20 protein-coding genes are annotated in these 21270 nt (G+C 51.9%); 16 read left to right on the top strand and 4 right to left on the bottom strand.

The window, feature by feature from the left end; genetic code table 11:
* Positions 1 to 157: 157 nt before the first annotated feature.
* From AB8516_RS12895 to AB8516_RS12845, 11 genes are all read left to right on the top strand, one after another.
* Complete coding sequence (locus AB8516_RS12895) at positions 158 to 1201, top strand: tRNA (5-methylaminomethyl-2-thiouridylate)-methyltransferase (protein WP_369161212.1); 1044 nt, start codon at positions 158 to 160, stop codon at positions 1199 to 1201.
* On the top strand, positions 1198 to 1437 hold the full coding sequence (locus AB8516_RS12890; RefSeq protein ID WP_369161210.1) for a sulfurtransferase TusA family protein: 240 nt from the start codon (positions 1198 to 1200) through the stop codon (positions 1435 to 1437). The genes AB8516_RS12895 and AB8516_RS12890 overlap by 4 nt, the downstream gene beginning before the upstream one ends.
* A complete protein-coding gene (locus AB8516_RS12885; RefSeq protein WP_369161208.1) occupies positions 1434 to 2570 on the top strand; it encodes a cation diffusion facilitator family transporter in 1137 nt (378 codons plus the stop codon). The genes AB8516_RS12890 and AB8516_RS12885 overlap by 4 nt, the downstream gene beginning before the upstream one ends.
* A gap of 340 nt (positions 2571 to 2910) precedes the next feature.
* Positions 2911 to 4317, top strand: a complete 1407-nt coding sequence (glnA, locus tag AB8516_RS12880; protein WP_369161206.1) for a glutamate--ammonia ligase — start codon at positions 2911 to 2913, stop codon at positions 4315 to 4317.
* A 115-nt stretch (positions 4318 to 4432) separates the two neighbouring features.
* On the top strand, positions 4433 to 4933 hold the full coding sequence (locus tag AB8516_RS12875; RefSeq protein WP_369161204.1) for a DUF4124 domain-containing protein: 501 nt from the start codon (positions 4433 to 4435) through the stop codon (positions 4931 to 4933).
* 370 nt (positions 4934 to 5303) lie between these two features.
* Complete coding sequence (locus tag AB8516_RS12870; protein ID WP_369161202.1) at positions 5304 to 5561, top strand: PAS domain-containing protein; 258 nt, start codon at positions 5304 to 5306, stop codon at positions 5559 to 5561.
* Positions 5519 to 6379 carry a nitrogen regulation protein NR(II) gene (glnL, locus tag AB8516_RS12865; protein WP_369161200.1) on the top strand — a complete coding sequence of 287 codons (861 nt, stop codon included), beginning with the start codon at positions 5519 to 5521 and terminating at the stop codon, positions 6377 to 6379. Before AB8516_RS12870 ends, glnL begins: the two co-directional genes overlap by 43 nt.
* Complete coding sequence (gene ntrC, locus AB8516_RS12860) at positions 6372 to 7781, top strand: nitrogen regulation protein NR(I) (RefSeq protein WP_369161198.1); 1410 nt, start codon at positions 6372 to 6374, stop codon at positions 7779 to 7781. Before glnL ends, ntrC begins: the two co-directional genes overlap by 8 nt.
* A 167-nt stretch (positions 7782 to 7948) precedes the next feature.
* A complete protein-coding gene (locus AB8516_RS12855; RefSeq protein ID WP_369161196.1) occupies positions 7949 to 8350 on the top strand; it encodes a hypothetical protein in 402 nt (133 codons plus the stop codon).
* A gap of 122 nt (positions 8351 to 8472) precedes the next feature.
* Positions 8473 to 9114: an SGNH/GDSL hydrolase family protein gene (locus tag AB8516_RS12850; protein WP_369161194.1), complete on the top strand. Its 642-nt coding sequence runs from the start codon at positions 8473 to 8475 to the stop codon at positions 9112 to 9114.
* A gap of 155 nt (positions 9115 to 9269) precedes the next feature.
* Positions 9270 to 9863 carry a histidine phosphatase family protein gene (locus tag AB8516_RS12845; RefSeq protein WP_369161192.1) on the top strand — a complete coding sequence of 198 codons (594 nt, stop codon included), beginning with the start codon at positions 9270 to 9272 and terminating at the stop codon, positions 9861 to 9863.
* Here the strand turns inward: AB8516_RS12845 and nfi are convergent.
* Positions 9812 to 10462 (bottom strand): deoxyribonuclease V, encoded by a 651-nt coding sequence (gene nfi / locus AB8516_RS12840; protein ID WP_369161190.1) that lies wholly within the window; start codon positions 10460 to 10462, stop codon positions 9812 to 9814. The two genes, AB8516_RS12845 and nfi, sit on opposite strands and share 52 nt — an antisense overlap.
* A gap of 216 nt (positions 10463 to 10678) precedes the next feature.
* Between nfi and AB8516_RS12835 the strand changes: the two genes are divergently transcribed.
* On the top strand, positions 10679 to 11398 hold the full coding sequence (locus AB8516_RS12835) for an MBL fold metallo-hydrolase (protein WP_369161188.1): 720 nt from the start codon (positions 10679 to 10681) through the stop codon (positions 11396 to 11398).
* Here AB8516_RS12835 and AB8516_RS12830 read toward each other — a convergent pair.
* The gene (locus AB8516_RS12830; RefSeq protein WP_369161186.1) at positions 11395 to 12363 is read right to left on the bottom strand and encodes a hypothetical protein; all 969 of its coding nucleotides are present in this window, start codon (positions 12361 to 12363) and stop codon (positions 11395 to 11397) included. The two genes, AB8516_RS12835 and AB8516_RS12830, sit on opposite strands and share 4 nt — an antisense overlap.
* 168 nt (positions 12364 to 12531) lie before the next feature.
* Here AB8516_RS12830 and hemE point away from each other — a divergent pair, with 168 nt between their 5' ends.
* The 4 genes from hemE to AB8516_RS12810 all read left to right on the top strand — a co-directional run bounded on the left by hemE (position 12532) and on the right by AB8516_RS12810 (position 16544).
* The gene (hemE, locus tag AB8516_RS12825) at positions 12532 to 13602 is read left to right on the top strand and encodes a uroporphyrinogen decarboxylase (protein WP_369161184.1); all 1071 of its coding nucleotides are present in this window, start codon (positions 12532 to 12534) and stop codon (positions 13600 to 13602) included.
* Positions 13602 to 14507 (top strand): NAD(P)-dependent oxidoreductase, encoded by a 906-nt coding sequence (locus tag AB8516_RS12820; protein ID WP_369163278.1) that lies wholly within the window; start codon positions 13602 to 13604, stop codon positions 14505 to 14507. The genes hemE and AB8516_RS12820 overlap by 1 nt, the downstream gene beginning before the upstream one ends.
* A gap of 494 nt (positions 14508 to 15001) precedes the next feature.
* On the top strand, positions 15002 to 15436 hold the full coding sequence (locus AB8516_RS12815) for a bacteriohemerythrin (protein WP_369161182.1): 435 nt from the start codon (positions 15002 to 15004) through the stop codon (positions 15434 to 15436).
* 430 nt (positions 15437 to 15866) lie between these two features.
* Positions 15867 to 16544 carry a hypothetical protein gene (locus AB8516_RS12810; protein ID WP_369161180.1) on the top strand — a complete coding sequence of 226 codons (678 nt, stop codon included), beginning with the start codon at positions 15867 to 15869 and terminating at the stop codon, positions 16542 to 16544.
* Positions 16545 to 16863: 319 nt separating this feature from the next.
* Here the strand turns inward: AB8516_RS12810 and AB8516_RS12805 are convergent, their stop codons facing one another.
* The gene (locus AB8516_RS12805) at positions 16864 to 18141 is read right to left on the bottom strand and encodes an Ig-like domain-containing protein (RefSeq protein ID WP_369161178.1); all 1278 of its coding nucleotides are present in this window, start codon (positions 18139 to 18141) and stop codon (positions 16864 to 16866) included.
* 201 nt (positions 18142 to 18342) lie between these two features.
* Positions 18343 to 21162: a phosphoenolpyruvate carboxylase gene (gene ppc / locus AB8516_RS12800; RefSeq protein ID WP_369161176.1), complete on the bottom strand. Its 2820-nt coding sequence runs from the start codon at positions 21160 to 21162 to the stop codon at positions 18343 to 18345.
* Between the last annotated feature and the right edge of the window lie 108 nt (positions 21163 to 21270).

Here is a 21270-nt window from a genome sequence, read left to right as displayed (position 1 = left end):
GTTTACGAATCGCTTCAAGTGTTAGAATGGGACCATTATATCCTTATACCCTGCATTGCTTTTTATACTCTTTTGTAAACTATTGTGAGGCCGTTAATCCCGCGTATAGCGAGCATAGTTAAGGTATAATTCCGCACTTTTTATACAGCGCATATCGATGAGCGAACAACGAAAAGCAGTAGCATTGATTTCCGGAGGGTTGGACTCCCTATTGGCTGCACGCGTGATCCAGGAACAGGGCATCCATGTGGAGGGCATCAACTTCTTCACCGGTTTCTGCGTCGAAGGCCATACGCATGCCATACGCAAACGCGACCAGAAAAAGGAAAAAAGAAACAATGCCCTTTGGGTTGCGGAGCAACTGGGTATGAAACTGCACATCGTCGATATCATCGAGGAGTACAAACAGATACTGCTCAATCCCAAGCATGGATATGGGGCCAATCTGAACCCCTGTCTCGATTGCAAGGTTTTCATGGTGCACAAGGCCTATGAATGGATTAAGGCCAAGGATTTCGATTTCATCATCACGGGAGAGGTGATCGGTCAACGACCGATGTCGCAACGTAAGGAGACCATGCCTATCGTCTCCGAAGAATCAGGCGCCCATGACCTGTTGTTAAGGCCGCTATGCGCCAGGAATCTGCCCATGACACGGCCTGAGAGAGAGGGCTGGGTTGATCGAAACCGGCTATATGACTTTTCCGGACGAAGCCGCAAACCCCAAATGGCGCTGGCGGCGCAATTCGGTATTGAGGACTATGCTCAGCCTGCCGGCGGCTGCTGTTTTCTTACCGATGAACAATACACAGTGAAGCTGAAGGATCTTTGGAACGCCCGCGGAAGTAAACAGTATGAGTTGGATGACATCATGCTGCTGAAGGTAGGCAGGCACTTGCGGCCATCGAGCCGTTTCAAGGTGATCATCGCCCGTGAAGAGGGCGAGGCCAATTTCCTTCAAGGCTATCGGAAGCATTATCCGCATATCAATACAGTGAGTCATGGCGGTCCGCTGGCCTTGATCGATGGCGAAATCAATGAGCGGGATATCGAGTTGATTGGGCGTGTAGTGGCCCGCTACAGCCAGGGACGAAACGCGGCGGAGGTTGAACTGCGCTTTACCGATCTAGCGGGTGATAGCCGGTCACTGAAGGTAGTGCCGATGCCGGCTCACGAGGTCCCGAAGGAGTGGTTGATTTGAACCGCAGGATACTCGACTGTCGCGGTCTGCTTTGTCCGATGCCGGTGATCAGGGTGCAAGATGCCGTCGAAGGCCTTCCTGCCGGTGCCCAGGTCGAGGCAGTTTGTACCGATCCGGGCGTGCTTAAGGATATCCCGGCGTGGTCGCGCATCAATGGACATCTTGTCATAGAGGCAAAGAGCCATGACGGGGAGTACATTGTGATAGTGGAAGTTGTGCAGGACAGCGAATCATGAGTCGGGAAGAACGCTATGATGTCAGTCGCCGGGTTGCCGTAGCAGGCGCATTGACCAATACAATACTGGCTATCGTCAAATTGTTATTCGGTTGGTTGGGTCATTCCCAATCCCTATTGGCGGATGGCGTGCATTCGCTATCCGATTTGCTGACAGATGCCCTGGTGCTGTTTACCGCACGGCATGCAAAAGAGGCCCCCGATGAGGAGCATCCCTACGGTCACGGTCGATTCGAGACCATCGGCACCCTGGTGCTGGGCGGTTTTCTGATCGCGGTTGGTGTCGGGATCGTCTGGGATGCCGCAGATCGGTTGTTTACACCCGAGCAGCTGTTACAGCCGGAAACCTTTACCCTCTATGTGGCCGCCTTTTCCATTCTTGCCAATGAGGGGCTCTTCTTCTACACCCGCTACTTCGCCAACCAGATCAATTCAAACCTGCTGCGGGCTAATGCTTGGCACCACCGAACCGACTCCGTCTCTTCGGTAGTGGTGTTCGTAGGTATTGGCGGCACCATGATGGGCCTTCCCTATCTGGATGCCATCGCAGCAGTACTTGTCGGTTTGATGATAATCAAAATCGGTTGGGATCTGGGCTGGACGGCATCCCAGGAGTTGGCGGATGCGGGTCTTGAAGAGGAATCTTTAACGCAGATTCGCGAAGTGATCGGCAATATTTCAGGGGTCAAGAGTGTACATATGCTGCGCACCCGGAAGCTGGGAGGTCATGCCATGGCCGATGTTCATGTCCAGGTCGATCCCTGGGTGAGTGTCTCCGAGGGGCACCGAATCGCCGAAGTGGTCCAGTACGGATTGATCGACCGGGTGGATGTACTGGAAGATGTCACCGTCCATATCGACCCGGAGGATGATGAGGCTGGGCCCTCCTGTACCCACCTGCCGCTTAGGTCGGAGGCAGAGGCCGCACTCGACCGGGTCTGCCGTGGTGTTTCCTGCTATGACCAGAAAGCGCGCGTGGTTCTTCACTATCTTTCAGGACGCATTGATATCGAGCTTTACTTGCCATTACACTGCTTCGTCTCTAATCAGCAAGCAGAGCAGTTACATAGCGATTATCAGGCGGCGGTCAAGGGATCGGAGATATTCAGGGATGTCCACATCTGGTTCGGCTAGCACTTTTATGGTGCGTGAAATAATTGACTCGCACTATAATGGTGCGCGCCCTCTCGCCTTAATTGTCAGCATCATTTGTCTTATCTGTTGGCAGCTTGAAGCCCATTCCGGTGGAAGAGGCCGTAGAGTTAGATTAACTCTCTAATTTTTATTGCGTTTCAAGACTTTTTATTGGAGATGGAACTGCTTGGGATCGACATTGTAAGACTTTTTTATTCGAGTGGCATGAAATCTGCTTTTCTGCGTTATCCAAAGCGTCCGGTATCCTTGGCCGGCTGCATAAAGCTACGAATGGCTGATTATGCTCAGCATTTAATAACTGAAAATCCTGGAGATTAAGATGGCCGTAAAAGCCCTGAAGATGATCAAAGACAATGACGTGAAATTCGTCGATCTGCGTTTCACCGACACTCGTGGTAAGGAACAGCACGTAACACTGCCTGCTAATCAGATCGATGAGGACTTTTTCACCGACGGCAAGATGTTCGACGGCTCATCCATCGCCGGTTGGAAAGGCATCAACGAATCGGACATGATCCTGATGCCAGAAGATGATAGTTCGGTCATCGATCCCTTCGCCGACGAAAACACCCTGATCATCCGCTGCGATATCCTGGAACCCTCCACCATGCAGGGTTACGAGCGTGATCCCCGCTCTCTGGCAAAGCGTGCCGAGGCCTATCTCGCCTCCACCGGGATCGCCGACGCGGCCTTCTTCGGCCCTGAGCCCGAGTTCTTCGTCCTCGATGATGTGCGCTGGAGTATCGACATGAGTGGCTCCATGGTCAAAATCGACTCCGAAGAGGCTGATTGGAATTCCGAGCGTGTTTACGAAGACGGTAACATCGGTCATCGTCCCGGTGTGAAGGGCGGCTACTTCCCGGTCCCCCCGGTTGACTCACTGCACGATCTGCGTGGCGCCATGTGCCTTGCCATGGAGGAGATGGGCGTACCTGTCGAGGTACACCACCACGAGGTGGCCACAGCCGGCCAGTGTGAGATCGGCACCAAGTTCAGCACACTGGTTGAGCGTGCCGACTGGGTGCAGACCCAGAAGTACTGTACCTGGAATGTGGCTCATGCCTACGGCAAGACCGCCACCTTCATGCCCAAGCCGCTGGTGGGTGACAACGGTTCCGGTATGCACGTGCATCAATCCCTGGCCAAGGGTGGCGAGAATATCTTTGCCGGTGATCAGTATGGCGGTCTTTCCGAGACGGCTCTCTACTACATCGGTGGTATCATCAAGCATGCCCGAGCCCTGAATGCCTTCACCAATGCTTCCACCAACTCCTACAAGCGCCTGGTGCCCGGCTTCGAGGCCCCGGTCATGCTGGCCTACTCCGCCCGTAACCGATCCGCTTCCATCCGTATACCATGGGTCTCCAGCCCCAAGGCCCGCCGCGTCGAGGTACGATTCCCCGATCCGACCGCCAACCCCTACCTGGCCTTCGCCGCCATGCTGATGGCCGGCATCGACGGCATCCAGAACAAGATCCATCCCGGCGATGCCATGGATAAGGATCTGTATGACCTGCCTGCTGAAGAGGCCGCCAGTATCCCGACTGTCTGTCACAGCTTCGACCAGGCACTTGAGGCGCTGGATGCGGATCGTGGCTTCCTCACGGCGGGCGGTGTATTCACCGACGACCTGATTGACGGATATATCGATCTGAAAATGGAAGAGGTCACTACCATGCGTATGACTACGCATCCGGTTGAGTTCGATATGTACTTCAGCCTGTAAAGTGTCTCGATTTGTTTTGATGTGTAGCAAGAGCGCCCCCTGTGGGGGCGCTTTTTTGTGGTTATGCGAACACAGTCGCTTGTTTTGTTGGGTATGACTGGTCTATTCTTTGTGCATGCGTATTGTCGTACTGATAATGATTCTGTTGTTGGCATTGCCCCTGTTCGCCCGGGATGTCTACAAGTACATCTCCGAAGACGGCGAGGTGATCTATTCCGAACGCTATCATCCGGATGCGGAACGCATTAAGGTCACCGACAGCAAGAAGACAACCGCGCTGCCACCGGATGAGCAGAGTGATGAGGCCCGTGCGGCGGCAGGTGAATATGCCACCTTTTCAATCGTCCAGCCGAATGATGATGAAACCATTCGCAATGAGGATGGTTCGGTTCCGGTGGGCATCACCCTCTCGCCCGATCTTGCAGAGGGCCATGTGATTCACCTCTATGTGGATGGCACCAAACTCGAATCGGATATCAAGCAGACTCAACTAATCCTTCAGCAATTGAGTCGTGGCACCCACTCTTTGCAGGCAAAGATCGTCACCAGTGAAGGGGAGTCCCTCAAAGAGTCCAATAGCATCACCTTTCACCTGCGCCAGCCGGCGGTTAATTAATACCATCTTGTTCAATTATTAATGATTTGGCCCGCTTATTGGCTGGGTCGATTGGAGTAGTGTTAACAGGCCCTGTATCCAGGCGTCTGTGAAACGCTCAAATCACCTACAGGAGCAAGCCTGCCCGCCAGCTGTGCACTATAATGGTGCATAAGTTGGATTTGGTAATTCTTGTTGTACTGAGTTGCAGTCGCACCCGATGGCGTACCAGCATGCATAATTGTGATCAGATAGCCAGACTGTGATCCTAAGCGGAATTTCTGCCTTCTAAAATCAATCATTTAACAGATCAAGCGGACAGTCACTACCGATGGGAAAAGAATATGCTTAGACTCGGAAGTGTTGGCCCGCAAATTGCTCAAATTAGGCCATGAATTCTGATCAGGCAATCACAGGCATGGAGAAACGGGTACTCGATAATCTGAGTACCGCCATTCTGCTGTTTGATAGGGAGTTCAGACTGCAATATATCAACTCTTCAGCTGAGATGATGTTTGGTGTCAGTGCCCGTAAGGTGATCGGCACACCCGCTGGCGAACTGGTCAGCTGCTCCGGAAATGTGGTTCATGAAAACTTGAAAGGTCATTGCAGACCGGCCAGCCATTCACTGAGCGGGAACACCAGATAATTGTACGTGAGGACAAGGAGATCATGGTCGATTGCACTGTGATACCTATAAGGCTGGATCAGAATGTCAATGAATTTCTGGTCGAGATTCAACAGGTCGACAGGCAACTGAGAATTTCGCGGGAGGAACAGTTACTGGCACGTAACCAGGCCAGTCGGGCATTGGTGAGAGGCCTTGCCCATGAGATCAAGAATCCCCTGGGCGGACTCAGGGGTGCAGCACAGCTGTTGGAGAGAGAGCTTCCCGATGCCGCCCTGGCGGAATATACCCAGATAATCATAGAAGAGGCCGACCGGCTGCAGAACCTGGTGGACAGGATGTTGGGGCCGAACAAGATTCCGGTGATGAAGTGGGTCAACATTCATCAGGTGCTTGAACGTGTCTGCAGTCTGGTACGGGTGGAGACCGGTCCGGGGCTGGAGATCATCAAAGACTACGACCCGAGCATTCCTGATTTAAAGGGGGATATGGATCAATTGATCCAGGCATTCCTCAATATATTGAGGAATGGCGTTCGAGCTGCCGGGCCCAGGGGGACCATGGGGATAAGCAGCAGAATCCTTCGTCAATTCACAATCGGCAATATACGCCATCGCCTTGTGGTGTCGATCGAGATCTCGGATAACGGACCGGGTATACCGGTTGAGCTTCAGGAGCGAGTCTTTTTTCCATTGGTATCGGGTAGCGATGGCATGGGTTTGGGTCTCTCAATCTCCCAAACCCTGATCAACAGGCATCAGGGTTTGATCGAGTTCACCAGTAAGCCGGGACATACGGTTTTTAGAGTATTACTTCCACTGGAGCAGGTAGATGGATAGATCATGCCGGGTATGGGTCATCGATGACGATCGCTCGATTCGCTGGGTGCTGCAGAAGACCCTGGAAAAAGCGGATATGGATGTCACCTGTTTCGAGAGTGCGGACCGGGTGTTGAACTATCTGGATAGAGAACAGCCGGATGTTGTGGTCTCGGATATCCGCATGCCGGGAATGGATGGATTGGAACTGCTGGAGTTGCTTCATACGCGTTTTCCGGATATGCCGGTGATCATCATGACCGCTCATTCTGATCTCGAGAGTGCTGTATCCGCCTACCATGGCGGTGCTTTCGAGTATCTGCCCAAACCCTTTGATGTGGATGAGGCCGTACAACAGATCAGACGGGCATGCCGTCAGCAAATATCGGAGGATGAGAAACCAACTCAGGACAATCTGGATCAGGAGAAGGTGATTATCGGTGAAGCACCGGCGATGCAGGAAGTATTCCGTGCCATCGGGCGCCTGGCGAGATCAAACATTACCGTATTGATCAATGGTGAGTCCGGTACCGGAAAGGAGTTGGTGGCCCATGCCTTGCACCGTCACAGCACTCGTTCCACTGGGCCATTCATCGCATTGAACATGGCCGCAATACCGAAGGACCTGATGGAATCGGAGTTGTTCGGTCATGAGCGCGGGGCCTTTACCGGCGCGCAGACGCGCCGTACGGGACGGTTCGAGCAGGCGGATTGCGGTACCCTGTTCCTGGATGAGATCGGGGACATGCCGGCGGAATTGCAGACGCGATTGCTTAGGGTGTTAGCCGATGGTGAGTTCTATCGGGTCGGTGGTCATGAGCCGGTCAAAGTGGATGTACGTATCATCGCCGCCACCCATCAGCATCTGGAAGGTTTGGTAAAACTGGGCTCCTTCAGGGAAGATCTGTTCCACCGCTTGAATGTCATACGTATTCATATTCCCTCATTGCGTCAACGGCGGGAGGATATTCCGTTGCTGATGAAACATTTTCTCAAAAGCGCCGCAGAAGAACTTGCGGTTGAGACGAAGTTGCTGTTACCGGAGACTGAAGCCTACCTGAGCCAGTTGGAGTGGCCGGGCAATGTTCGCCAACTGGAAAATACGGCTCGCTGGTTGACGGTAATGGCCTCCGGGCAAGAGATACACATTGATGATCTGCCGAGCGAATTGAAAGAAAGCAATGACACGCAATCCGCCTACCCTGAGGACTGGCGACAACAATTGCGCGACTGGGCGAGAAAAAGGCTTCAGGAAGGTGGTGAAGGCATACTCAACGAAGCAGAACCGGATTTCGAATCGGCAATGATCGAAATAGCCCTGGAGCACACCGCCGGCAGACGGCAGGATGCGGCCCGCTTACTTGGCTGGGGGCGCAATACCTTGACCCGAAAAATAAAGGAGCTTGGTTTGGAGGAGTCTTGAGTCGTAAATGTCTCAACATTGGTACGCCTCCCTTACTATTAACCCGCTATCAATATGTTTGCTTGGCGTGAGCATGACGTTATGATTCAAGACTGATTCAGGCGGCGATTGATTCAAATCGGTGGCTGCCGATCGGATGAGTGTTAACAGGCCTTAGGTAAACAGTTATGGATTCCAGTTCAGTCGACCTGCCTGGCAGTGAAGTCGAATCAATCGTATTTGAAAACGGCACCCTTACAATACGTTTCTCACGCGCCATTATCATTAAAACCATGAGTGGTTCAGATGAACGAACCCGATGGTGGCAGGCGGGTGCCTTGGTGTATGAAGGTGCAGAGCTCGAATCAGATATACCCGTGTCTCCCTGCACCTGTGAAGGTGGTGATGTGGGTGAGAACGTCTACACCTACCGGGATATGATCCCGATCCCTCTCAACAGTCAGGGCCGGGCCCGCTGTGATCTGAAGTTTGATAAGAGTGATGAGCGGCTCCAGGCCTGGGCCGAGGGCGTCAGATTGGTGATGGATGATCGTCCGCACTATATCGAACATATACGTAATTCAGATTGATATTCGAAAATACGCTTCGAAACTCAATAAGATTGACAGGTAAAGGGTGACTGCTTCAGTAATCAACTCGCTAATCGTGTATTGTCTTGATTATACGGTCAGCGTATCTATATAGGATGGACATGGAGCAGGTTTTAATTTATTCCGACAGCTTGACCTGGGGAATTATACCCAATACAAGAGAGCGGCTTCCTTTCGACCGGCGTTGGCCAGGTATATTTGAGAATACACTTCTAACGGCAGGAAAAGAGGTTCGTATTATTGAGAACTGCCTTAACGGACGTCGTACAGTTTGGCCTGATCCATTCAAACCAGGGAGAAATGGGGCTGAAGGATTGTCCCAAGTGATTGAGATGCACTCCCCTCTGAAGTTGGTGGTTTTAATGCTCGGCACCAACGATTTCCAATGTACACATGGCAATAGTGCATGGTTATCCTCGCAGGGTATGGCAAAGCTGATCAACATCATCAGGCAGTCTCCCATTGAGCCAGGGATGCCCGTACCGGAAATCCTGATTGTCGCACCGCCCAGAATTACTCAACCTAAAGGCCCGATTGCAGAAAAATTCAGAGATGCAGAGAAGCGATTCGGAGGTTTAGGCGATGAACTTGCCAAAGTTGCAACTGAATCATCAACGCACTTTTTCAATGCGGGCAAGGTGACACAAAGCAGTAAAGTCGATGGGATTCATCTTGATGAACCTCATCACAAGATCCTTGGTAAGGCATTGGCTGAATTTGTTTTGGAAAATAGGCTTGTTTAGCAGGTGCATCGGTAACTATTCCAGGTATGCCCATGAATACTCAAATGGGTATTTATAGAGTTTGAAGCCGGTATTGATGAAGCTGAAACTGTTTGACTATTGAGATCGTTGCGGTGAATTGGCCGTGTTGTTGAGGCTTCACACAATCTATTGCCATGCAAATTACCTTAATCAGACACGGTAGACCCAAATATCAGCTGAGCGGCCGTGTCAGAGCCGATGAGTTGCCATCGATTGCCGAACGATATGACGCATCAGGCATCTTGGACACCCCGCCCGCAACGACAATCGATGCAATAGCAGGACATGATATTGTCGTTTGCAGCCACCTTAAGCGCTCCCTGGAGTCGGTTAGTGCGCTTGGTATCAGTGATATACATCTCTCGGATCCGCTGTTTGCTGAAACCATGATTCCACACTTTGACAGCGGTTCGACAGCACTGCCCGTTGGGATCTGGGTTGGTCTGTTGAGGCTGCTATGGTTACTGGGTTTCGCCGCAAACGGAGAAGCGCTGTCAAAAACGCGATTTCGGGCAGAACAGGCGGCAGAGAAGCTGATGGAGCTGGCAACAGGCGATAACCATGTAGTCTTGGTTGGTCACGGCCTTTTCAACTATTTTATTGCAGGTGCTTTGTTGAAAAAGGGTTGGTGTGGACCTAGAAAACCCGGAAGAGATTATTGGGAGTTCGGTTGCTATCAACCAGATGCCAAGCGATGGGCGGCACGGGTTGTTTCAGGTAATTTATAACGGGTTGTACAAGCCAGCACCAGCTCGATCGAGCGCTCCAGGGAGATCTTGTGTCCGATGGATATATAGAGAGGTTTCACACCGTTACGCGTACGTAAAACGGCACCTATCATCTCATCCTTGTCAATCAGCGGAACCCATCTCCCCTTCTCCACAGGGACAGCGGCATGGCTTCCGATCAAACGGGTTTTGGCGACACCCACGCTGGGTATGTCGGTATACACCCCGAGATGGCACGCAAGCCCGAAGCGTCGTGGATGCGCCATACCCTGCCCATCGCAGAGAAAAATATCGGGAGGTTGCTGGAGTTTGGACAGCGCTTGCAGAATGGCCGGTACTTCCCGGAAAGAGAGCAGGCCTGGAATATAGGGGAAAGAGGTGGGTAGCCTGGCGATCGACTGTTCCAGGGGCTGCAGCTGGGGATAACTCAAGACCACAATTGCGGCACGTGTGATGCTGCCATGGGCCTCGAATCCCACATCCACACCGGCAATGCGCTGCAGTTCAGTGTAACAGTTTCGGTCGACGACCTGCCGCCTCAAGCTATTCTGTAGGACAACCGCTTCACTTGGTGAGAGGTTCCAACTATGGGACAGCATCTCGGATTCCACCATTGGTTTATAGAGTAGTTTTACAATAGTCGGCTGATTTTTCTTGAAATATACTATGATCCAGTTAAGCTTTTCCGAGTTCTGTCGATAATTGTCTCATATTGGCCATTGAATTCATCACCAGCCGATCTTTTAGACACATGAAATTAAGATGTAGCAAAGATTATGTCAGTTGAGTTATTTAATAATGGTAGTCACATCTGTGTGGCATTCAGAGATCTGGTATCGGGTGAAGCCGTCCAGGCGAATCAGTTTCTGATCTATGATCATCAACACGCGGCTTTGATCGATCCAGGCGGTGAATTGACCTATTCCCGCCTGTTCATGGCCATCAGTGATTACATGAATGTCAAGAGACTGGACTATGTCATCGCGTCGCATCAGGATCCGGATATCGTCGCATCGGTGAATAAATGGCTGGTGGGCACCGACTGCAAGGTGGTGGTTCCCGCATTGTGGGAACGTTTCATACCCCATTTTACCCGACCCGGCAGGTTACAGGATCGGGTTGTGCCGATTCCCGATGAGGGGATCAATCTGGAACTGGGCAATATTCGCTTGATGGCCTTGCCTGCGCATTTTCTCCATGCAGAGGGTAATTTTCAGTTTTATGATCCGGTCAGCCGCATCCTCTTTTCAGGTGATCTCGGCGCCAATCTCCCCCCGGGTGATCTGAATGCCCCGGTGAAGAAGTTATCGGAGATAATGCCTTATATGGAAGGTTTCCACAGGCGCTATATGAACTCGAACAAGGTGTGCAATCTGTGGGCGAACATGGTTCGTCAACTCGATATCGACATGATAGTGCCGCAGCACGGCCGGTCGTTTCTGGGTAAAAAGGTTGTCAATGAGTTCATCAATTGGATCGATAGCCTTGAGTGCGGTGTCGATCTGGTGACGCAAAACAACTATCGCTTGCCCTAGTCCCCCGTTGATTGTCGGTCTGAGGCAAGTTCGCCGATCCAGAATCCCAGATTCTTCTCGATAAACTCCTCCACGGGCATGTAGTGCGAACCGTCGCAGGAGAATGTGAGGCCCAACATGCCATTCATGATATTGATTGAGGCACTGCGCAGATAGATGGTTTCGTCGGCAAAGCGCAGAGCCTTGAACTCACTGAATACCTCGCGTATCTGCTGTGGCGATACTTTGGCCCTTTCCGGATAACGGTGGAGAGGATAGGCCAGTACGATATCCGGGTCGACGATCTCGTCAACGCCATGTACCTGGTAAGTATACGGATCGTTAAGCACCCAGAATGAGCAACGGCCGCTGGAGTAGTGGATCTTACAGTGAAAAATCCCATGTTGCGTCATCAGGTCATAGATGGTCGCATGAACCGAATCGATATTTTCATCCAACCGGCTCTGGATCCTCTGCTGCATGAACAGGGTGCCGCGCACCGCGGGATCGCCTTTGAACTGCTGCCAATGTTGTGGTTCCTTGATGTGCTCTTCATCGGCAACCAGTTTGTCGAGGGAGAAATCGGCTGCAATGAAACCCAGTAGCGCCTCATCCCTCCTGACGGCCTGAAGGGCGGTGACACACTCCCTGTCAGAGAATTGGCTGTGGTAGACCGAAGAGAGCATGATGCCTTTGAACGGCAGATTGTTTTTCAGATAAGGACGTTTGGAGAGGTCCCTCCCCCGCCAGCTTTTGTCCGCCTGGCCGGGCAGAATCAGTGATGATATCTCTTGTCCCTCCAGGTCCCAGGCATAGAGAAATTCACAGTTGGTGATCTGATCGATGTGTTCGAGCAGTACCCGGTCCAGTGCGTCGATATCATCCCAGACAGCAATACAACGTCTGGCCAGCAGCGATAACGGCTCAGCCACGGTCGAGGCAAGGGCGTCTTTCTTGGCAAGGATGATCTGTTTTACGGGTGTCATAGATTTCTCGTACAGCATTGCTTTTACGGAGATAGTATCCCATACACGGATATTGGCTAAAATGGTGAGTTGCAGATTCTGCGTATTAAACATCGAGTGTCTACGGGCACTGTTTTGCGTGTACAATCGGCTGCTGTTTATAGCAAAACCGTTTCGAAGGATATCTCTGTGGCTAGATTGAAAAATGACCGATTTTTGCGGGCGCTCTGCCGTGAACCAGTGGATGTGACCCCAGTCTGGATGATGCGCCAGGCCGGTCGGTATCTACCTGAGTACCGGGCCACCCGCAGCAAGGCGGGAAGTTTCATGGATCTGTGCCGTAACCCGGATCTGGCCTGTGAAGTCACCATTCAACCTTTGGACCGCTACCCGCTGGATGCGGCCATTCTCTTTTCCGATATTCTTACCGTACCTGACGCCATGGGACTTGGCCTCTATTTCACCGAAGGCGAAGGCCCCCATTTCGAGCGGCCGGTACGGGATGAAGCCGCTATCGAAGGATTGGCAGTGCCGGATATGGAGGATGACCTGGGCTATGTCATGGATGCCGTCCGTACCATTCGCCGTGAATTGCAGGGGAGGGTGCCGCTGATCGGGTTCAGTGGCAGCCCATGGACCCTGGCGACCTATATGGTAGAGGGTGGCGGCACCAAGAATTTCTCAAAGGTAAAAGGGATGATGTTTGACCGCCCGGATTTGATGCACCGACTGTTGAGCAAAATCGCTGATGTAGTCGCTGCCTATCTGAATGCGCAAATTGATGCCGGCGCACAGGCTGTGATGATCTTCGATACCTGGGGTGGTGTGCTGACGCCGCAGCACTATGAGGCCTTCTCGCTTGCCTACATGCGGCAGATACTGCAGGTATTGAAGCGTGAGACGGAGGGTCGCAAGGTGCCCGCTATCCTGTTTACCAAGGGCGGTGGATTATGGCTGGAACAGATGGCTGACAGCGGATGTGACGCATTGGGTATCGACTGGACCTTGAGCCTGGCCGATGCAAGACGTCGTGTAGGCGATAGGGTTGCCCTGCAGGGTAATCTCGATCCCTGTACCTTATATGCATCACCGCAACGGATCAGGGAAGCGGTGGCTCAGGTGTTGGCCAGTTTCGGCAAGGGTAGCGGCCATGTGTTCAATCTTGGCCATGGTATTCATCCCGAGATCGACCCTGAACATGCGGGCGTGTTTGTGGAGGCGGTGCATGATCTGAGTCGCGTCTACCATGCTGAAGAGTAATCCGTGAGGGAAAGACGATGAAAGTAGCACTGCTGGGGCTTGGCTTGATGGGTCTTCCGATTGCCCACAGACTGGTTCATTGTGGCCATGATGTGATTGCCTGGAACCGCTCGAAAGAACGATTGAAGATCGCGAAGGAGGAGGGATTGAGCGTGGAATCATCACTCACTGCAGCAGTGACTGCCGGTGATGTATTGATTCTGACCCTCAGTGATGCCAAAGCGATCAAAGATGTGCTGTTCGATAGCTCGGTGAAGCCGTTGATAAAGGGAAAGTCGATACTGCAGATGGGCACCATCTCTCCCGATGAGAGTCGTGACATCGGCGCAAGTGTGGAGGCGGCGGGCGGAGACTATCTCGAGGTACCCGTATTGGGGAGTATTCCGGAAGCAAAATCCGGCGAACTGATTGTCATGGCGGCAGGTTCAGAGAGCGCATACCACCAGACCCTGCTGATGCTGCGGGGGCTTGGAAAGGAGGTTGAGCACCTTGGGCCTGTAGGCAAGGGCGCTGCAGTGAAATTGGCAATGAACCAATTGATCGCCTCGCTTACCGTAGGATTCTCACAGAGTCTTGGCCTGATCCGCGCAGAGGGTGTGGAGGTGGAGCAGTTCATGGGGTTATTGCGCCAGAGTGCCCTCTATGCGCCCACATTCGACAAGAAACTGAAGAAATTCATGGAGCACGACTACAGCAATCCTAACTTTCCCTTGAAGCACCTGATCAAGGATATCGCCCTGTTTCAGCAGGTGACAGAGGCATCGGGTATGAACAGTGAGATTTCAAATGCCACGCTGAAGGTTCTTCTAAACGGTCAGGATGCAGGTTACGGGGATGAAGACTACTCATCCCTCTATGAAGCGATCAATCCGGGATTCGATGCAGAAACAGACATCGGTTGTTAACAGACGATTCTACAACTACAGCCTGTTTCCATGACAGATGTCGCAGATACACCCGGCGACTGAGATAGTTCAATCACCAGGCGATGCCGCTTATCCGATTAGTACCGATGCAATAATACCGAGCAGAATGAGACCGATCGCGCCGATAATGGCCTTTTCACTGCCTAACATAGTGTAGCCTCCTTTAACAAACAGCTTAAAAAAGAGTCGTTTTGTCGTGCCTCACAACCAGTCCCTTGGATCTGGTTTCATGTATACACTTGGTGTGAAAAGATTGAATTTCAATATTTGCAATCAAATACCATAATAATTACAAGGTATTAAGCCTTGTGATATCTATATCGATGATTTGTTGAATAATATGGTTTACCTGCAGACAAACAATCGGTAGATCCCCATGGCTTATCTGGCAGAGTGTTGATCGAAATCAAAGGTCTGTACAGGTCAATCGAGTAGCATGCCACGGTTTCCGACAGCCGCTACGAGAGTCCATCGTGAGTCCATATCATTTGCCCGTGGTTGATATTGCTGAGTTGCCAAGTGTGGCCCTGACATCCATGAACGAAGTCCACATGGAGGAGGTCGGCCTGATCAACCGGCTGGGTGAGATGGTGTTGCAAGCCATTGATGGCGCTCTGGACCCTGAACAGATCAGCCATCTGCTGGCTGAGTGGGTGGAGCATACTCGTGCCCATTTCGAGGGTGAAAACAGATTGATGGAAAGCTATGCCTTTCCGCCCTACCCTGTACATAAGGCGGAGCATGCAGAGGTGCTAACACGAATCGAGTCAGTGCAGGATCAGTGGTTGAGGGAGCAGGGATTACAGCAGCTTGCCGACTATATCTTTGTTGAATGGCGGGCCTGGTTTGACCAGCATGTGAAGAGCATGGACATGGTTACCGCACAGTTTCTCAGCCAGGTGATGTAACACCTATCGATTGATTTGCAGAGGCCAGGGCGGTAGAGGCTACTCCACCGCCCTTTTTCATTTAGCCAAGCAGTACTGCGGCGACAATTCCGAGTACCAAAATGGCTATTGCTCCAACGATTGCCTTTTCACTACCTAACATGGTGATGTCCTCCAAGTTTGACACTGACCATAAAAGTTCACGCAACTCGATGTAAACGTTGTGCAGCATTAACACTGCGCCGAGTAGGGTAATTGCTCTTGACGCAGAAACAACTGATTAATATCAATAAATTAGCTATTAACAGGCGCTTCACGAGTAAAATTTGGACTATTTCTCCTTTCCTGAGACTTTCCGATGGTGAACGCTGTGTAGGCCAGGAATATGCCCATTGACCGCCTTTTCATGGTAAAACTCTCCATTTAGACCTCTTCTTTGACAGAGTTGAATATGAGTTTGTTGTTTAGTGAGCGCCCTGGAAGGCATGAACGCCATCTGCTGCGAAAACATGATAATCCCCTCTTCCCCGAGGCGGCCCGAGAGCTGACACAAGCGCAATTGAGGGAGGCCCAGCGCCGTGATCATGAGGAGCTGGTGGCCTATATCGGAGATTTACGCGGCCTGGTCGGAGAGGCTGTGGCGCTAGGTCCACATGAGCAGAGCGATGTCATTTTGGGATTGAAGGAACGGCTCGACCAGGCCTATGAAACAGCATGTCGCCTGGCTGATGATCAGACGCCCAACAAAGAGGCGATAAAAAAACTGGTGGAAGTGATCATGCGATCGGTGTGGAAGGGTTCGGGAAATGACACCCTTGCGCATCAAGAGTTGGAACAAGAAGAGATTGCTCGCCAGGCACATTATGAGTTGCTTGAAAGCCCTCTGGTGGCGGACCTTCTGGATCCCGAGTCACCGATTGCCCAGGATGAGCTGCTGCCTGCCCTGTTGAGTGCCGATCAGGCCGAGTTCGAGGCCGCAGTCACCCTGTTTGATCCGATCCAGCTGGAGGCGCTGCTCACCCAGGCGGAAAGTCACCCTATTCCCGATGCGTGCGGAGAGATTTTTGAACAGGGAGTTGCGCGTATGGAACAGATAAAAACACGGGTCAAATCACTTCAGGTCGAATAAATTCGCAGATGCTGGCCCATGCCGTGTCGGTTAGAGAGTAAGCTGACAGACAATCGACTAAAAGCTGAGAAGAGACGTATGCAGCAGGCGGCATAACAGAATGGGCATGAACATCTAACGGTATGTGTTCCCACGCAGAGCATGGGAACGAGCGTTATATCATTTTCTTCTCGTTCCCACGCTCTGCGTGGGAACGTATGCGGTAGGTGGAATAGTGGAACGGCAGAGTAGCGGTTATTTTGTGGTGATTTGCGCCTATCCGCGGCCTGTTCGATGAGGGTTTTTACCGGTCTGATCTTCAGCTTGTTTTAAACTGGCCCTAGAATCTGTCGGCAAAATTCTGCGTCCAGTAGATGACGTAGGTAGATGCGGAGTTTTCAGCAACCGCGGTACCCACTTCGCTAAAACCGGGATTCATGATATTGGCGCAATGACCGGGGCTGTCCAGCAAAGCGGAGACGGTGCTCTCCTCATCAGGGTAACCGGCCGCGATATTCTCGCCATAGGTGCGCCAGATGTAGCCGGTAGCTGTGATGCGGTCTCCCGGATCTGATTCGTCAAGTCCTATATGGTTGAAAAAATCGTTGTCGGCCATCGATGTGGAGTGGCCTTGAGCTGCCTGTTCGAGGCTGCAGTGCCAGGCAAGCGACGGCGCTGTCGGATAGTTGGTCGTGCCGCAGGACCTTGCTACGGCCCTGGCGTTGTTGATCAGGCTCAGCATCACCTTATCACTTGTGCTCATACAGAGATCGATGGTGCTTTGTGGTGTCTCTCCCAGGTTGTATTGCGATCCCGTAGTGAAGTTCCAACTGACACTTGCCACTGGATTGCCAGCCAGGTCCTGCAGGTTACCGGCAAGGGTGACCGTGTATGTTGTTGCCGCGGTAAGTGCAGCATCTGGGGTCAGCGATAGGCGGTTGTTTTGATCGTCGTAGCTGACGCTTGCCGAAACAGGGGAGGAATCGACACTTAGCTGCAGGCTTTGACTGTTGATCAGGGATTCCAGCAGCGGTTCGTCAAAATCTAAACTGATACTGGTTGTGACAGAGACATCCGTGGTGTTTGGTTGTGGTACTCTTGCAACGATGGTGGGTGGTGTGCTGTCCACCATCGGTGTTACGGTGATGGATATCGCCGCACTGTCAGAGAGCTCGCCATCGTTTACCTGCAGCTGGAAACTGTAGCTGGTTGCCTGTTCGACGCTTGGGGCTATGAAGCTGAGGGTTGGATTTGCCACGTTCACCAAGCCGATCGATGATCCCTGGGTCTGACTCCAGATAAAATTCAGGGTGTCTCCATCAGGATCGCTTGAGCCGGAACCGTCCAAAGTCACGGTCTCACCCGAAGTGACCTGTTGTGAGGCAGTCACGCGAGCGGTGGGCCTTTGGTTTGTCTGGACCGGATCAGAAGGGGGTTCATCACTGGCAACTGGAGTATCCTGCTCTGCCTGGTCTTGAGAGTTGTTCTGATCTGTACTGTTGGTGCTCGAAGTATCGCTGCTCGAGCCACCGCCGCAGGCACTCAGCGTAATTCCCAGTGCTATGACTATCACCACCAGAGTTTTATTCTTGATCAACAACATATTCTTAATCTGCATTTCTGTTTGTTGCGCGAACAGACGACATCTGCCGAATCGCTTCTTTTTAATCGGCGCACGGTTCGAAAACTACAGTAGTGAAATGTTATGACCAATGGTTGAGTTCACAAATATGCAAGCAGCTTCACAAACATGTCCGGCTGAGACCGGAAGGTTCGATGGTAAGATCAGCTGCAGGGCATCCTATCCTTTGCGATACGTCTAACCGGTATTTCGCAGTCCAGCGGAAATGGCGTTGATTGAGCGCAGTAACGGACGCAACCACATCTCTTCCTCTTCCTCCTGGAGATCGGTGTGGCGATAGTGTCTGAGGAGACCCAGCTGTATGTGGTTGAGGGGGTCGAGGTAGGAGTCGCGACGACTGAGGGATTTTTGCAGTACTGGCATGTCATCCAGCAGATTATCTATTCGGGCTATCTTAAGAATCTGCTTCCTGGTCCGCTCGTATTCGAGTTCAATTTCGCTGAAGATTCGATCCCGTGTGGAGTTATCACCGCAAAGGTTGGCGTACTCCCAGGCGATGGTCATGTCGGTTTTGAACAGCGCCATCTGTGCATTGCTCAGTAGCGCGTGAAAAAAGGGCCAGTGCCTATACATAGCCTGCAGGGTATTCATGCGGCCTGGCTTTTGCTTGCGCCATTGCTCAAGCGCAAAGCCAATGCCATACCAACCGGGAATGTTCTGCCTTGCTTGTCCCCAACCGAATACCCATGCAATAGCCCTGACCGATGATTTGGAACGATTACCCTTGTTACGATGCGAGGGGCGTGAGCCGATATTCATCATTCCGATCTCGTTAACCGGTGTGGCCTCATAGAAGTAGTCGAGAAAGCCGTCGGTGCCTTCGGTCAATTGTCGAAAATGGTGTTCGCTGATGGTTGCGATCTCTTCCAGGGCTTCGAGGTATTGCTGTTTCTCCTCCCTGATATCTCGTACTTCACCAAGACTGGCTTTGAAAAGCCCGGTGATGCCCATGGTCAGTTCGAAGATGGCAGTTTCGAAATTGCTGTATTTATTTGAAAGCACCTCGCCCTGCTCGGTAAATTTTATCTCCCCTTTAACCGTATTGCCGGGCTGAGCAAGAATGGATTGATGGGTGGGGCCGCCACCACGGCCTACCGTGCCACCGCGACCGTGAAAGAGTCTGCACTGAATACCTTGTTTTTCCGCAAGTGCGATAATACGCTTTTGGGTTTGATAGAGATTCCAGGCTGAGGCCATGATTCCGCCATCTTTCGCGGAGTCTGAGTAGCCGAGCATGACTTCCTGTCGATCATTATTGGCGTTAAGCAGTTGCCGATAACAAGTGTTGGAAAACAGTTCGTCGAGGATCGATTCGCTGTTCTTCAAGTCGTTGATGGTTTCGAACAGGGGTGAAATCTCAAGCTGACAGAACCAGGCGCCGTTCTGCAGACCGATAAGACCCGAGAGGCTGCCAAGGAATGCGACCTCCATGATGTCGCTGGCATGGTGGGTCATGGAAATTACGTACTGTCCAATCGCGAGGGGACTGATATCGCGTTTACTGTCCGCAATAAGGTCAAACACCTCTAGTATGTCACGGGTCTCTTGGGTGAGTTTATCCACCTGCAACGGTTGTGTCGTACCCTCGGTAATCACGCTGTCGAGCAATTGCATGCGCTGCTGACTGTTCAGGTTGTGATACGCGGTCGCATCGCCGGTAATGCCGAGAATCTCAGCCACGGCATCCGTGTGCAGGGACGACTCTTGTCTGATATCGAGGCGTGCCAGATAGAAGCCGAAGGTTTCGGCAAGATGGATCAGGTCCTGTAGCTCACCCTCTGCGGCATCTTCATCGCCATGGCTGAGCATTGAATGGGATATCAGCTTTAGATCACGTTGGAAGGCTGTCTCGGTGGTGTAGGCTTCCGGATTCGAATCTTGTATTGGAGTTGTCGTCGCCTCAACGGATTGCAGTGACTGTTTCAGTCTTTCACGAACAATGAACAATTTACGCCGGTAAGGTTCATCCTCGAAGCGTCTGGGATTGTCTTGGAAGAAGGCCTGGTAGCGTTCGTTGTCGGATTTGAGGCTCTCGTTGAACGACCAGTTGGGCGTACAGAATCTGTCGGAGAAGGTCAGCTCCGCAATCAGCTTGTCGACACGACGAATATACTCACCCAGTATGGTTTGCTGTTGCTGTTTCAGCGCAAGGCGGGTGACTTCCGCTGTGACAAAGGGATTGCCATCACGGTCTCCGCCGATCCAGGAACCGAATCGAATAAAGGATGGTAACTGGATACCATGATACTCTTGATGGTCGGCATAGACCCGGTCGATACCGTTCTGAAGGCGGCGAAAAACCTGGGGAATAGCCTCAAACAGGCTGTTTTGGAAGTAGTAAAGCCCAAGACGTATCTCATTCCGAACCTCGGGTCGCACCGCCCTCACCTCTTCGGTTTTCCATAGGATCTGGATTTGCGTCTTGAGCGATTTAATCGCCGCTTGCCGTTGGTTTAGGCCGCGTTTCGGTGCATCCAGCACCTCGCTTGTGAGGAATATACGCCGTAACAGTTTCATGACGACCAGGCGTTTCGATTCTGTCGGGTGGGCGGTAAAAACCGGTATATAGGCTGCATCATCAAGAATGTTTTGCAGTTGCTGTGGTGCAATGCCCTGCTTGCGGAAGCCACGTAATGTGTGATCGAAAGATCCCTCCCAAAGCTCGCTTCCCTTGCCTGCAATACGCCGGCGTTGACGATGCAGAAACGCCTCTTCGGCGATGTTTACCAACATGAAATAGATACTGAAGGCACGTACCACGGCACTCAGCATCTCCGGTTGTAAGGATTCGATCAGTCGGGTGAGGCGGTTATAGAGCGCACGATCAGGTTTTGCATGCAGTTTCAGGTAGCCTTTGCGCAATCGTTCAACGACTGTGTAAGTCTCCTTGCCCACCTGCTCGCGCAGGACTTCACCCAGCAGTACGCCGAGCAAGTGAACGCGCTGGCGCAGTGCCTTATCATGTTTGATGCAGGCCTTCGCGAATGTATCGGTCATTAAACTCACCTTCAGTATGCTTATTATTGTATTGAGTATGAGTAAACAGTAGCAGAAGTAAGGCGCACATGATTGCGCCGGAACCACTCAAATAATATTGAAACATCC

It is taken from the genome of Candidatus Thiodiazotropha sp. LNASS1 (genome assembly GCF_964212655.1).
Lineage (GTDB): Bacteria > Pseudomonadota > Gammaproteobacteria > Chromatiales > Chromatiaceae > Thiodiazotropha.
Note: the sequence above shows the minus strand (reverse complement) of the source record. Positions and strands in the feature narration are given on the sequence as shown.